At 57.1% G+C, this 12,891-nt stretch carries 12 protein-coding genes and 2 pseudogenes; 5 read left to right on the top strand and 9 right to left on the bottom strand.

Annotated features, from left to right (window positions below):
• Positions 1–50: 50 nt before the first annotated feature.
• From QPJ95_RS07345 to dapE, 3 genes are read right to left on the bottom strand one after another with little or no spacing between them, the layout of a single operon-like run.
• The gene (locus tag QPJ95_RS07345; RefSeq protein WP_270917544.1) at positions 51–617 is read right to left on the bottom strand and encodes a TIGR04282 family arsenosugar biosynthesis glycosyltransferase; all 567 of its coding nucleotides are present in this window, start codon (positions 615–617) and stop codon (positions 51–53) included.
• On the bottom strand, positions 614–1,039 hold the full coding sequence (locus tag QPJ95_RS07340) for a GNAT family N-acetyltransferase (protein ID WP_270917545.1): 426 nt from the start codon (positions 1,037–1,039) through the stop codon (positions 614–616). Before QPJ95_RS07340 ends, QPJ95_RS07345 begins: the two co-directional genes overlap by 4 nt.
• On the bottom strand, positions 1,036–2,181 hold the full coding sequence (gene dapE, locus QPJ95_RS07335; RefSeq protein WP_270917546.1) for a succinyl-diaminopimelate desuccinylase: 1,146 nt from the start codon (positions 2,179–2,181) through the stop codon (positions 1,036–1,038). Before dapE ends, QPJ95_RS07340 begins: the two co-directional genes overlap by 4 nt.
• Positions 2,182–2,502: 321 nt before the next feature.
• On the opposite strand from dapE, the gene QPJ95_RS07330 reads away from it, so the two are divergent.
• From QPJ95_RS07330 to QPJ95_RS07320, 3 genes are all read left to right on the top strand, one after another.
• The gene (locus QPJ95_RS07330; RefSeq protein ID WP_270917547.1) at positions 2,503–4,074 is read left to right on the top strand and encodes a Hint domain-containing protein; all 1,572 of its coding nucleotides are present in this window, start codon (positions 2,503–2,505) and stop codon (positions 4,072–4,074) included.
• A gap of 4 nt (positions 4,075–4,078) precedes the next feature.
• The gene (locus QPJ95_RS07325; RefSeq protein WP_270917548.1) at positions 4,079–5,173 is read left to right on the top strand and encodes a Hint domain-containing protein; all 1,095 of its coding nucleotides are present in this window, start codon (positions 4,079–4,081) and stop codon (positions 5,171–5,173) included.
• Positions 5,174–5,240: 67 nt separating this feature from the next.
• Positions 5,241–6,305, top strand: coding sequence for a transporter substrate-binding domain-containing protein (locus QPJ95_RS07320; protein WP_270917549.1), 1,065 nt, complete (start codon positions 5,241–5,243; stop codon positions 6,303–6,305).
• Between the two features lie 16 nt (positions 6,306–6,321).
• Here the strand turns inward: QPJ95_RS07320 and QPJ95_RS07315 are convergent, their stop codons facing one another.
• Positions 6,322–6,669, bottom strand: coding sequence for a hypothetical protein (locus QPJ95_RS07315; protein ID WP_270917550.1), 348 nt, complete (start codon positions 6,667–6,669; stop codon positions 6,322–6,324).
• A gap of 155 nt (positions 6,670–6,824) precedes the next feature.
• On the opposite strand from QPJ95_RS07315, the pseudogene QPJ95_RS07310 reads away from it, so the two are divergent.
• Positions 6,825–8,402: pseudogene (locus QPJ95_RS07310) on the top strand (choice-of-anchor L domain-containing protein).
• Positions 8,403–8,654: 252 nt separating this feature from the next.
• On the opposite strand, the gene QPJ95_RS07305 reads toward QPJ95_RS07310, so the two are convergent.
• A complete protein-coding gene (locus tag QPJ95_RS07305; protein ID WP_270917551.1) occupies positions 8,655–8,999 on the bottom strand; it encodes a hypothetical protein in 345 nt (114 codons plus the stop codon).
• A gap of 131 nt (positions 9,000–9,130) precedes the next feature.
• Between QPJ95_RS07305 and QPJ95_RS07300 the strand changes: the two are divergent.
• A pseudogene (locus QPJ95_RS07300) lies at positions 9,131–9,768 on the top strand (urocanate hydratase); the annotation flags it as partial.
• A gap of 128 nt (positions 9,769–9,896) precedes the next feature.
• Here the strand turns inward: QPJ95_RS07300 and dapD are convergent.
• The 4 genes from dapD to QPJ95_RS07280 form a co-directional block, all read right to left on the bottom strand.
• Complete coding sequence (gene dapD / locus QPJ95_RS07295; protein ID WP_270917552.1) at positions 9,897–10,724, bottom strand: 2,3,4,5-tetrahydropyridine-2,6-dicarboxylate N-succinyltransferase; 828 nt, start codon at positions 10,722–10,724, stop codon at positions 9,897–9,899.
• Positions 10,725–10,782: 58 nt separating this feature from the next.
• Complete coding sequence (locus tag QPJ95_RS07290; RefSeq protein WP_270917553.1) at positions 10,783–11,220, bottom strand: hypothetical protein; 438 nt, start codon at positions 11,218–11,220, stop codon at positions 10,783–10,785.
• Positions 11,221–11,290: 70 nt separating this feature from the next.
• Positions 11,291–11,890 carry a GntR family transcriptional regulator gene (locus QPJ95_RS07285; RefSeq protein WP_270917554.1) on the bottom strand — a complete coding sequence of 200 codons (600 nt, stop codon included), beginning with the start codon at positions 11,888–11,890 and terminating at the stop codon, positions 11,291–11,293.
• Positions 11,891–11,928: 38 nt separating this feature from the next.
• Entirely contained in the window at positions 11,929–12,849 is a 921-nt protein-coding gene (locus QPJ95_RS07280; protein WP_270917555.1) for a threonine/serine dehydratase, read from the bottom strand.
• Positions 12,850–12,891 lie beyond the last annotated feature (42 nt).

Below are 12,891 nucleotides of genomic sequence, written 5' to 3'. Positions count from 1 at the left end.
CGCCTAACATGGTCGGCGGCTAAGGTCATTGGGAAATATGAGTGTCCGTTTTACAGATCGGCGATTGTGTCCACGTCGCGCAGGCTGTCCGTCAGAGCAATGCGGTATCCGGGCAAACTGGCCAGGCTGTCGCTCAGCGCATGTTCACTGGACCAGCGGACATCGGTGAAGATGCCACGCGGCTGGCGTTGCGGGTGTTTCAGCCCCACCAGCCAATAGCCACCATCCAGCGCCGGGCCAAAGGCTGCATCGTGATTCCCCAGCGCGCTAAAGGCGCGGGCGATGTGTTTGCGGGAGATGTCGGGAATATCCGCTCCAATCAGACAAGCCGGGCCCCTTGGCATCGCTGCCAGCATCCGCGCCATCCGCTGGCCCAGATCGCCGCGCCCTTGTGGCATCCGGGGCAGGTCAGCAGGCCAGAGGCGCGCCGACAGGGCGCGATCCGGGGTGACCGCCAGTACAATCTGCCAGCGTGGATCACGTAGGCGGCGGATTAGCCGTGTTGATTGATGGCGAAACCACCATGCTGCGCCAACCATACCCAGATCCCGTCCCAATCTGGTTTTCACCCGCCCCGGCTGCGGCAGCTTCAGCATGATGATCAGCGTGGGCTTCACCGCAGATCCAACACCATGTCGCGATGTTCGATCCCCGCATCCAGATAGACCGCCCCATAGACCGAGAAGCCCAGTCTCTCATAAAATCCTAAGGCATGCAGTTGCGCCCCCAGCTTGGCCTTGGTGACACCGGGTTGATCCTTGGACTGCTGTACGGCCGCTTTGATCAGGTCAGCCCCTAAACCAGTGCCACGTGCTGATTTCAGCACACAAACCCGGCCAATTTTGGCGGTGTCGCCTTGATACACCACTCGGGCAGTGCCGGTCGGCACGCCGTTGTCCGTTGCCAGAAGGTGGGTCGCGAGTTTGTCCAGATCGTCAATTTCCTCATCGATCGAAACGTCCTGCTCGACAACAAAGACCTGATGCCGCAACGCAAAACAGGCGCCGTGATCACTGGTGACCGAGATCGAATAGCTCATCCAAAATAATCCGTCAGAATACGGCTGTAGATTGCCTTTAACTGGTGGATCTGTGCGACTTCTACCCTCTCGTCCACCTGGTGCATGGTGCGGCCAACAAGACCGAATTCCACCACCGGGCAGTGGTTCTTTACAAAGCGCGCGTCCGAGGTGCCGCCAGTGGTCGACAGTTCGGGTTTGACGCCGCACTCTGCTTCGACCGATGCGGAAACCAGATCTGACAGCGGCCCGGGGGCGGTGATGAAGCTCTCGCCGGAAATCGATATTCTGACCCCGATTTCAAGACCAAACTCAGCGGCGATCTTGGAGGATTCGTCCCGCAGCCACTGGCTCAGGCTGGCGCCGGAATGGGAGTCGTTAAAGCGGATGTTCACCGTCGCATTTGCCTGCGCGGGGATGACGTTGGTGGCGCTATTGCCGGTGTCGATGGTCACCACCGCCAGTGTGGATGCATCAAAATGCGCGGTGCCCTGATCCAGCTGATGGCTGGCCAGATGATCCATCAGCCGCACCATGGCGTTCAGCGGGTTGTTGGCGCGGTGAGGATAGGCCGAGTGCCCCTGAACGCCGGTAACCGTAAACCAGGCCGTCATCGACCCGCGCCGGCCGATCTTGATCATTTCACCCATGGTGTCGGGGCAGGTGGGCTCCCCCACCAGACAGACCGACATCGCCTCATCCTCGGCTGTCATATAGTCCAGCAGCGCGGTGGTACCGTCAACGGCGTCGCCTTCTTCGTCGCCGGTGATGGTCAGGATGATGGCCCCGTTGGGTGGTGTGTCACGGACAAAATCAATGGCCGCCGCCGCAAAGGCCGCAACCCCGGATTTCATGTCGGTGGCACCGCGGCCATACATGAACCCGTCTTTCTCCTCGGCGCCAAACGGCGGCATGGTCCAGGCGGCCTCGTCCCCCAGTGGCACCACATCGGTATGGCCGTTAAAACCAAATGTGCGCGCATGCCCCTTGTCGCCCCAGCGGGCAAACAGATTGCTGACGTCGCCGCGATCAACGCGGCAACAGGTGAAACCGCCCTCGGTCAGCAGCTTTTCCAACAGCACCAGGGCGCCACCCTCAACCGGGGTAACCGAGGCGCAGCGGATCAGATCGGCGGTCAGGCGGGCAGGGTTGATTTGGGACATCAGAGGGCTCCGGCAAATGTGGGTTGCCTTGGATTAGCGCGAATTTGGAGGTGACGCAATTCGTGCAGTGGCAAGCTTGTCTTGGAAATGTGGCGTAAAAGCAGCGACATGACGCGAATTTTTCTGGCCGGATGACAGCGGGCGGTAATACATGTTAAAGATTTGTTAATAAATAACCCGAGGCAGGGCATCCGAGCACAGCGGTCACCGTAATAGCGGGACCACATTTTCAGCCACCGTCAACAGGCGGGGTCCGTGTGAAATGACGGGGGAAAACCCTCGCGCCGGATGTTTTGTCTCATTGAGGAATGAGGCAGAGACATGGTTGCAGCGTCAGAACTTACTTATCAGACCAATGCCAGTGCCATGCAGATGGCAGAGGCCATTTTTGGCGATGGTGTCACCGTTGTCAGCGCCGACTATACAGGGGATAGCAGGTCCTCGGCGATCTATTCCAATGGCGATAGCATTGCTCCCGGGGCCACCCCCGGAGACACCGGCGTCATCTTGTCTACCGGCCGGGCCAAGGAATATACCAATTCATCTGGTGAGGCGAACCAGGACGCCAACCAATCCCGAAATACCAGCGGTGAAAACAACAATGCCGATTTCAATGCCGCCGCCGGGTCCAACACCTATGATGCCTCATATCTAGACGTCACCTTTATCCCCGACTCAGGGGTAATGACGATGCAATTCATCTTTTCTTCCGAGGAATACCCCGAGTTCGAGAACTCGGTTTATCAGGATTTCGTGGGTGTCTGGATCAATGGTGTGCAGGTCGATCTGGTGGTCGGAAACGGCGATGCTGACCCGGGCAATGTGAATTCCACCAACAATGAAAACCTGTTTCTCGATAACTCGAATGATGCTTATAACACCGAGATGGACGGGCTGACGGTCACCATGACGCTGACCATGAATGTCATTCCGGGGGTGGAAAACACCATCCGTATCGGCATAGCGGATGTGTCCGACAGCAGTTACGATAGTAATCTTCTGATCGCCGGAGATTCGGTGCAGGTTGATTTTGTCGCGATAGAAGACTCTACCAACCTCTATCCAAGCGGCAGCAAGACCATCGACGTGTTGGCCAATGACGTTGATAATTCCAGCGGCACGCTGACCATTACCCACGTGAATGGTGTTGCGGTTTCTGCGGGGTCAACGGTGACGCTGAACACCGGCCAGACGGTTCTTCTGAACGCTGATGGCACCCTGACATTGACAGGTGACGGTGACACCGAGAATTTCAATTTCACCTACACGGCGTCCAACGGCGTCAACACTGATACCGGTTTTGTCAACGTCAGCTCGATCCCTTGTTTTGTGGCCGGAACACTGATCCGCACCCCCTATGGCGAGTTGGCGGTGGAAGATCTGCAGCCCGGTGATCTGGTGGTGACCCGTGACGACGGCGCCCAACCGATCCGCTGGATTGGTGCCCGGCTGGTCGAGGCCGAAGGCGATTTCGCCCCGATTCACATTCGTAAGGGGACCTTTGGGTCGCACCGTGATTTGCGCGTTTCACCTCAGCACCGGGTTCTGGTGCGCGATAGCCTGGCCGAGTTGCTGTTCGGAGAGGCCGAGGTGCTGGTGGCCGCCAAAGACTTGCTCAATGATCGCTCGGTGACCCGCAGCCCCGGTGGTGAGGTAACTTATGTGCATCTGATGTTTGACCGCCATCAGGTGATTTTCTCCGAAGGGCTGGAGACTGAAAGTTTCCTGCCGGGTCCGCAGACCACAAACCTGTTGGAGCAGCCGGTTGTCGATGAGATCTGCGCGTTGTTTCCTGAACTGGATCCGGCCACCGGTGAAGGATACGGTGACACCGCCCGGCCGACCCTGAAATCATACGAAGCGCGGCTGTTGTCCGCAACCAAGGTCGCTTGATCTGATGGCTTGGCTGGCGGTGTCATCCTCGAATTTCAATCAATTTGACGCGGGCGGAATTGAGCCCGATGCGACCGCTGAACATCGGGACTGCAACCCGGACGCCCTCTTGGTCCGGGGCTCGCTGGTGGTTGAGATGCGGCTGCCAGACAGCCAGCGCCCGGAGCCATTGCTGTTGTTTGCACAAGACGGCGATTGGCCGGTGAGATTGGCGCTGCGGGCGGTCCCCGGTGGTGGTTTGAACTTGGTTCTGGAGCAGTTCGGAACCGTTGAGCATCGGACCTTGAACCCAACCGATTCGGGCCGAACCGAGCTGTTGCGGCTGACGTATTCGTGGGATGCGCCGCAGCGTTGGGGGCGGTTGGCGTTGGAACGGGTGGACGGCGGTCAGGCGCAGATTGTCGAGCTTAAGGCGCCGCGACCCTGGCGCCTAGCGGACCTGAGGGCGCTGTTGCAGCCTGGCCCGTTTCGGTTTGTCTCGACGGATGTTCAATATCTGGCGCTGTCAGATCAGATCGAACCGGTTGGACCAATGCCATCTCTGGCGGCGCATACGCCGATTGCCACTCCGCAAGGCTACCGGGCTTTGTCGACATTGCAGCGGGGCGATCTGGTGCTGACAGGTGATGGCACCACGGTTCCGGTGCTGCATGTGGTGAGGCGGTCCGTGCCGGCCGCTGGCTCGTTCCAGCCCATCCGGTTGCGGGCGCCCTATTTTGGCCTGTTACAGGACATCGACGTCGCCCCGTCGCAACGGCTGGTGCTGTCAGGATCCGAAGTGGAATACCTATTTGGCCAGCAGTCGGTATTGGTGCCGGCGCGGCATCTTCTGGCGACTCATACAGCCTTTCAGCCCAAGATCGACAAGCCGACGACTCGCTATATGCAAGTGTTGCTGCCGGATCATGCCGCCCTGCTGGCCGCCGGCGCGGTGGTGGAAAGCCTGTTTGTTGGACGCCTACGCAGAGACCGAAACCGGCTCGCTGCAAGTCTCTTGGCTGAATTGGACCGGTCAGGCCTACCGGAACATGGTCGCTCAAAATACCCGGTTTTACGGTCTTTTGATGCCACCGTATTGGCCGAACGCCGGATCGCCTGAATCCTGCGCACTTGCGCGGCGGCTGCGTTCCGCCTAAAAATGGAAATTACGTGTATTTATGATCTGAATGGCCCCTTTGTTGCGAATTATTGCTGCTCTTTTTATTCTGCTGTTGAGCTGGGGTCAGTCCCTGACCGCGCAGACACTGACTGTTGCCACGGTCACCCGGCCGCCGTTTTCATTTGTTGAAAATGGCCGGGATGCGGGATTCTCCATCGACCTGTTGGCTGAATTGTCCGACCGGTTGGGTTGGAAATATGAGATCAACCGGGCTGACGCGTTTTCCGAAATGCTTGGGTTGGTGGGGCGCGGTGAGGCTGATTTGGCGATTGCCAATATCTCCATTACCGCCGCTCGTGAAATTGTAATGGACTTTAGCCAGCCGATTTTTGAGAGCGGTTTGCAGATGATGGTTCGGGTTGAAGACCTGCAGACGCCGTCCTTGCTGAACGCAGTGTTGTCCTGGGATCTGGCGGCGGCCATTGGCATAGCTTTTGTGCTGTTGGTCGGCGGTGGTATGTTGATGTGGGCATTAGAGCGCCGGGCCCAGCCCTATTTTGACCGGCCGTTGAAAGAGGCCTGGTTTCCTTCGTTCTGGTGGGCGCTGAACTTGGTGGTGAACGGTGGCTTTGAGGAGCGCGTGCCGCGCACACCAATTGGCCGCATGTTTGGTGTGGTTCTGGTGGTCTCATCGCTGTTTGTGGTTTCGGTGTTTGTGGCCAAGATCACCGCAGTCATGACCGTCAATGCGATTACCGGGTCGGTGAATTCCGTCAATGATCTGTATGGCAAACGCGTTGGCACCATCAGAGGCTCGACCGCCGCTGGATTTCTTGACCGGCGCGAGATTGCGTATCGCGGCTATGACGGGCTGTCTGCGCTGAAAGAGGCCTTTGAGGTGGGCAATATTCAGGTTGTGGTCTTTGATGCGCCGATTCTGAGTTATTATACCACCCACAAAGGCTACCGATATGGCCGCACTGTTGGATCTGTGTTTCTCAAGGAAAACTACGGCATCATTTTCCCCGATGGCTCACCGCTGGTGGAAGATGTCAATCGCGCCTTGCTGGCCCTGCGCGAGGATGGAACCTATGATGTGATCTACCGCCGGTGGTTTGGGGCGCGCGACTAGGCCGTCTTTATGATGTTCAGTGAATCGTGGGCTCGTCATCGCCAAAAAACGGCGTCATCTGGGCCACAATCACCGAGTTTTCTTCCAGCGCACGCTGCATCAGAGCACGTTCTTCAGCCTCGATTTCGTGACCTTCGGTTTCACGCTCGGCCAGAGTGCCATATCCGGTGACATCCAGCGGAGCCGTGTCCGCCTGTTTCAGGATCGCCACTGTTTCGCGCACCGCTTCGGCCTCATCTATGCCCGAGGCAAAAATCATCAGCGCGGCGCCGGTGGCGCCTTTGGGCAGGCCATCGCCTTCTTTGCGGCCAATCTGGACGACAAGCGTGTAAACCTGCTGGCGGGATATTTTCTTCTTTTCCATGCCGATGCCATAGACCCGCGCGGGGGCGGGGGTCAACCAGAGACAGGAAGCAGGGTCGAAGAACTCATGATTAGTCCTGCCAATATCCAAAATTTCTTCATTTATAAACTCATATTGAATAAGGATGACCAATAGCATTTAACGAGGAAGCAAACATGCCCACCGCGTCTGAATTGCCAATTGATACCAGTGCCAGCGCGATGGATATGGCAAATGCCATGTTTGGAAATGGCATTTCCATTGCTAGCGCCAGCTATTCCGGCGCCGCCTCCGCCTCGGGGATTTATACCGATGGGGATCTGGTGGCCGGGGATATTACCCCTTCGGACACCGGTGTTATTCTATCTACAGGTCAGGCAGAGGACATTACCAACAGCAGTGGTGATGTGAATACCCAGGCCGGGACCTCTACAAACCATCATTTGGCTGGCACCAGCGAGCTGACCGATATTGCCGGGGTGCAAACCTATGACGCCGCAGTGTTTGAGGCAACATTTGTGCCCGAAGGTTCGACCCTGACCATGCAGATAACCTTTTCCTCCGAGGAGTATCTGGAATACGTAAATGAGGGATTTAATGACGCAGTTGGTATTTGGGTTAACGGGGTGCAGGCTGAACTGACCATTGGTGAAGGCGACATTTCGATCGACAACATCAATGATGGATCAAACCCGAACCTCTATGTCGACAATGCGCAGACCGATGATACCTACAACACTGAGATGGATGGCTTTACGATAACCTTGACTCTCAAGGCGACGGTGATCCCAGACCAGGAAAACACTATCAAGATCGCTATCGCTGACGCCGGAGATGGTAAATACGATTCCAATCTCTTGATCGCGGGCGATTCCATTCAGACTGATTTGATAGCAACGGATGACGAGGTGACGATTTCTGGCGATGGGTCCGAGGATCTGGATGTTCTGGATAACGACATTCACACTGCAGGGGCCAGCCTGACGATTACCCACATTAATGGCCAACCGGTAACTGCCGGCGAATCGGTTACCCTGGCCACCGGCGAAGTGGTAACGCTGAATCCTGACGGAACGTTTTCTATCACCAATGACAGCGATGTGGATGAAACCAACACGTTTTCCTATACGGTTGAGGATGATCTGGGGAATACGGACGTTGGTTTTGTGGAGGTCACCACCGAAGTGTCTTCCCCGCCTTGTTTTGTGGCCGGAACATTGATCAATACAGAGAATGGCCCGGTGGCCGTTGAAGAGCTGGAAATAGGCGCTCTGATTAAAACCCGAGACCATGGTCCGCAGCCTCTGCGTTGGGTTGGACGCAGTTCACGCCGTGCCGAAGGGCGCGATGCGCCGGTGGTCTTTTCGGCTGGGGCACTTGGCAATCACGAAGGCATTGCGGTCTCTCCCAATCATCGGGTGCTGATCACTTCGCAACGCGCTGAACTTCTATTTGGACAGTCCGAGGTATTGGTCTAGGCGAAGCATCTGATCAACGACAGTACGATCCGGGTGCAGGCGGATGGCCGCCAGGTGACTTATGTACATTTGCTTTTTGATCAGCATGAAATTGTCTGTGGCAACGGGCTGGAGAGTGAAAGCTACCATCCCGGTGCCGAAACCCTGGATGCCTTTGATGCAGAGACCCGAGCTGAAATTCTTGAGTTGATGGACGGTCAGAACGGATATGGCCCGACAGCACGACCAGAGTTAAAGTTACACGAAAGCCGGCTGCTGTCGGATCCTAATCTCTAGTACTGTGTGCTCATCCGATACCCTTGATGAAAGGTCATCCGCACAAAGGTGACCGGTTGCTGTTGAAACCAGAGGGTGCGCTCCATCTGTTCATTTACGGCCTCAGCTGACAGGGTGAGCGCGGCATTTAAATACCGGACTTGCGCCAGCAGCCATTCATTGGGTCCAACCGTTTTGAAATCGGCCTCGACCAGCTCTGGCACCGCCGGAATATTGATAAAGCGTTGTTCGAACTGGAACGATCTGCTGTCGTCATGCTCCTATAGATTGCAAGCATGGGTCAATTTCCTCATACTCAGAAGATCGGACACTCTCCAGGTGCAGGACCTGGGCGTGGCGGTGGGTGGCGTTGCTCTCTTCAACGTGCCGCCGCAGCTCCAGATGCAGCGTTTCTCCAGCCGAGCCCTCTCCGGGGATGATCTCGTTGCGGTTCAGGTCACGTCGTCGCGGTGAGTGCTCTAGCAGCTGCAACTCTTCCGGCAGTGAGGTCCGCACGCTGAAATCCGAACCGATGTCAAAGGCGCCACCATGGGCCAGGTGTTCGGCACCATAAAGAGCCCGTCGCCCAGGTTTGCCCCGGCGATCAGGCGCTGTCATTGGCCGGAGCGTTTTGCAACCGCCATTCAACCGGGCGGGCACCCATCCAAGCCTGAACATCCTTCACTTCCCTGGGCTGTTCAACGATATGGATATGCACCGGGTTGTGGCCCTGGAGCGCCAATACAGTGGCCAGATCGTCGGGGCAACTGGGCAATGCCGCCGATATTTTCCAGACCTGTACCGCCGCGCCAAGGCGGGTGGCCGGTGCCCCATCATAGTGACCGACCAGACCTCGGCCCATGATCCAATCAATGGCCATCTACCGCAGGGTTGGAGCATTGGAGAGTGGAACGACAAACGCAAAACCGACCCCAAAGCAGTGGAGAAAGCAGCCCGGGCCTCGATGGCGCTGCAGGTCGAGGCCATGTGCCGGTTTCACGCGATGGGCGTTGTAACCGTGGAATACGGCGCCAATATCCGCCAGATGGCACTGGAAGAGGGGCTGAAAATGCGCTTGATTTTCGTGGTTTTGTGCCCGCCTATATTCGACCTCTGTTCTGCCGTGGCATCGGCCCGTTTCGCTGGGCGGCACTGTCCGGTGATCGCGAGGATATCTACAAAATCGGTGCCAAGATGAAACAGCTGTTTCCGGAGAGCACTTTTCTGCATAAATGGCTCAACATGGCGCACGACCGGATCGCCTTTCAGAGATTGTTGGATCAGACTTGGAGATCGCCACAAAGCAGGGCTGGCTTTCAACGAAATGGTGCGCAATGGGGAATTGATCACACCGGTGGTGATTTGTCGCGATCATCTCGATTCGGGGCTTTGCCCCCGCCGCCATGCTGGCGGCTCCCCCAGGATATTTATTGGCCAGATGAAAACGGGATCCTTTATTCATCTGGCTCTAAATATCCTGGGGTCTGGGGCAAAGCCCCAGCCACCGGAGGTGAATCAGTCGCGCAGAAGCTCATTGATGGCAGTCTTGGAGCGTGTTTTAGCATCAACGCGTTTCACAATCACCGCGCAGTACAGGCTGACACCATTTTTCGATGGCATTGAGCCGGACACAACCACCGAGTAAGGCGGCACTTCTCCGTACATGACTTCACCAGTTTCGCGGTCAACAATTTTGGTGGACTGACCTATGTAGACCCCCATGCCAAGCACGGCACCTTCGCGGATGATGCAGCCTTCGACGACTTCTGAACGGGCGCCGATAAAGCAGTTGTCTTCGATGATGGTTGGACCGGCCTGCATCGGTTCCAACACGCCGCCAATACCAACGCCGCCGGACAGGTGTACGTTCTTACCAATCTGAGCGCAGGATCCAACCGTGGCCCAGGTGTCAACCATGGTGCCTTCGTCGACATAGGCGCCTAAGTTAATAAAGGACGGCATCAGCACCACACCGGGGGCGACAAAGGCGGATTTGCGAACGATGGCGTTGGGAACAGCGCGGAACCCTGCTGCTTTCCATTGGTCTTCGCCCCAGCCCTTAAATTTGCTGTCGACCTTGTCCCACCAGCCGCTGCCCTGTGGGCCGCCAGATTGCATTTCCATATCTTTGATGCGAAAGCCCAGCAGAACGGCTTTTTTAGCCCACTGGTTTACGTGCCAGTCGCCATTTTCCAGTTTTTCGGCGACCCGCAGGCTGCCTGAATCCAACGCATTTAGCGTGTCTTGAATGGCCTCACGGGCCTCTCCGGTAGCGGCGGGAGTGATGCTGTCGCGGACCTCCCAGGCGGCTTCGATGGCGGTTTCCAGCTGGGCGTTGGACATATGTTAAGCTCCGAAAACGTAATGGTTCGGGCTTTCATAGCGGCAATTCCTGCTCAGGTCATCGCCAGATTTCAACGAATGTGCCGTTCTCGACCTCAATTTCCCCGAAACTCTGAGATTCTTGCAGGTCGGAGACATCCGGCAGTGCCCTGATCATCTCGCGAAGTGTTTTCTCGATGTAGTTCTGCGGTGCCAGTTTGTTCAGGCCGAGCAGTTTTTCCGTAAGGCTTCGTTTATGTTTCACAAAGACAATTACCCTGCAGAAGTTTGCCTCAGTATTGAACTGGCCCCCGATATGGTAGGTGGTGCCGTTTTTCAGGGCACCAAATTGAGGGGCCTGGTTTTCTGGTTTGACGGCACTGCAAGTGAATGCCGCTGCCGTCAGGCCGGTTTGCAGGGTGCTTATCAGCGTTCTCTCACAGGTTCGCGGACCTGTTTCAGCACCTGTGACCTGTGAGGTAGAAAAGTTGGGGATCGTGAAATTAAAGTAATACATGTTGAACGCCTCAAATTGACATGCATTTACAGTGGCTAATGGTATTGTCAGAATTAAGGCAGCGCAAAGATCAGCGCACCCGTCGGAGGTGACGACGCAGAATCTCACAGGCCGCTGCGGCATCGCGGCGCAGCATGGCTTGAACGATTGCGGCGTGATCCTTGTCTGTGCGGCGGCTCCACCGGTGCTGCCAGTTGGCGAACAGATGACGGGCAGAGGCAATGTGAAGATCGTCGATCGCGGCCAGTAGCCGTGGCATCGCACAGGGGGTTAGAATCACCCGGTGAAACCCGCGGTTCAGCTTTTCCCAGACCGCCATGTCATCAGCAGCGTCACAGGCAATGCGGGCCGCTTCAGCTGCATCCAGATCCTGCTGGCTTAGGTTTGCGATGGCATGGGTGAGGGCGAGGATCTCGAGAGAGATCCGCATTTCGATGACTTCGTGAATTTCGCCTGGGTCCTGGGCGGTGACCCTTGTGCCGCGCCTTGGAATGGACTGCGCCAGCCCATGTGCCTCGAGCCGCAGCAGGGCCTCACGCACTGGCACATGGCTGGTGTCAAACTCCCGTGCGATATGGTCCTGACGGAGTTTCTCTCCGGCGGGAAGATCACCTGCAACGATGCGTTCGCTGAGGCTGTGATAGATGAAATCGGCGATTGTGGCTGTCATAGATAATAGATAAAATTCAAATCAGTGGCCCGCAAGAGCTATCCCAGCGGATTTGGCGCTATATTGCCGCCACAAATCAGCACGGCAACGCGTTCACCCGCTGCGGGGCGGTAGGCGCCGGATATCAGCGCTGCCAGTGCGGTGGCCCCTGCCGGTTCGACCAGAATCCGATGCTGCATCCACAGGGCTTTCTGGGCGGTGGTGATCGCCCTGTCTGTGACCGTGACAGATGTGGTGTTTTGCGATGTGGCCAGCTCGAAACAGATATTGCCGACCCGTTTGGCCCCCAGCGCATTGGCGGCAACGCCCGAGACCTCGACATCAACCGGGTGTTGGCTCTGAAGGGCAGCGTTCAGAGCGCAGGAGGTTTCCGGTTCCACTGCGACGATCTTTTTGCCGCCGTCAAACCAGGCCATGGCGCCAGCGATCAAGCCACCCCCACCAACCGCAATCAGCAGAGTATCAGCCTGCAATCCCTGCTGCTGCCATTCGGCGAAACATGTGCCCTGGCCGCTGACGGTGGCGGCGGCGTCATAGGCGTGCACCTGCATGGCCCCGGTCTCGGCTTCGTAGTGTTGCGCCAGTTCAAGGGCATTGGCATAGGCCCCGGAAACCACTTGCAGGTCTGCGCCCGAGTCGCGGATGAGGGCGATTTTGGCAGGACCGGCCATTTCAGGCACGTAGATCCGCGCCCGGTGCCCCAGCTTATGTGCCGCATAACCCACCGCAGCACCGTGGTTGCCGCCGGATGCAGCCACCAGCCCCGCCGCCGGCACCTGCTGGCTGAGCAGGGTGTTAAAGGCTCCGCGCGCCTTGAAACTACCGGTGTGCTGCATGTGCTCCAGTTTCAGCTCAACCGCGGCGTTCAGTCCAAATCCCTGAACTTGCAGCACCGGCGTGACCTGAATATGGCCACTAATCCGTTCAGCAGCGGCTTCAATGTCGCTTTTCCAACCCATCTTACGCGCCTTTATCTAGTGTTGCGGCGGTTGACCTTATAG

Source organism: Parasedimentitalea psychrophila (genome assembly GCF_030285785.1).
In the GTDB taxonomy this organism is placed as follows: Bacteria; Pseudomonadota; Alphaproteobacteria; order Rhodobacterales; family Rhodobacteraceae; genus Parasedimentitalea; species Parasedimentitalea psychrophila.
The sequence above is the reverse complement of the archived record's forward strand: the minus strand, read 5'-3'. Positions and strand labels throughout refer to the sequence as shown.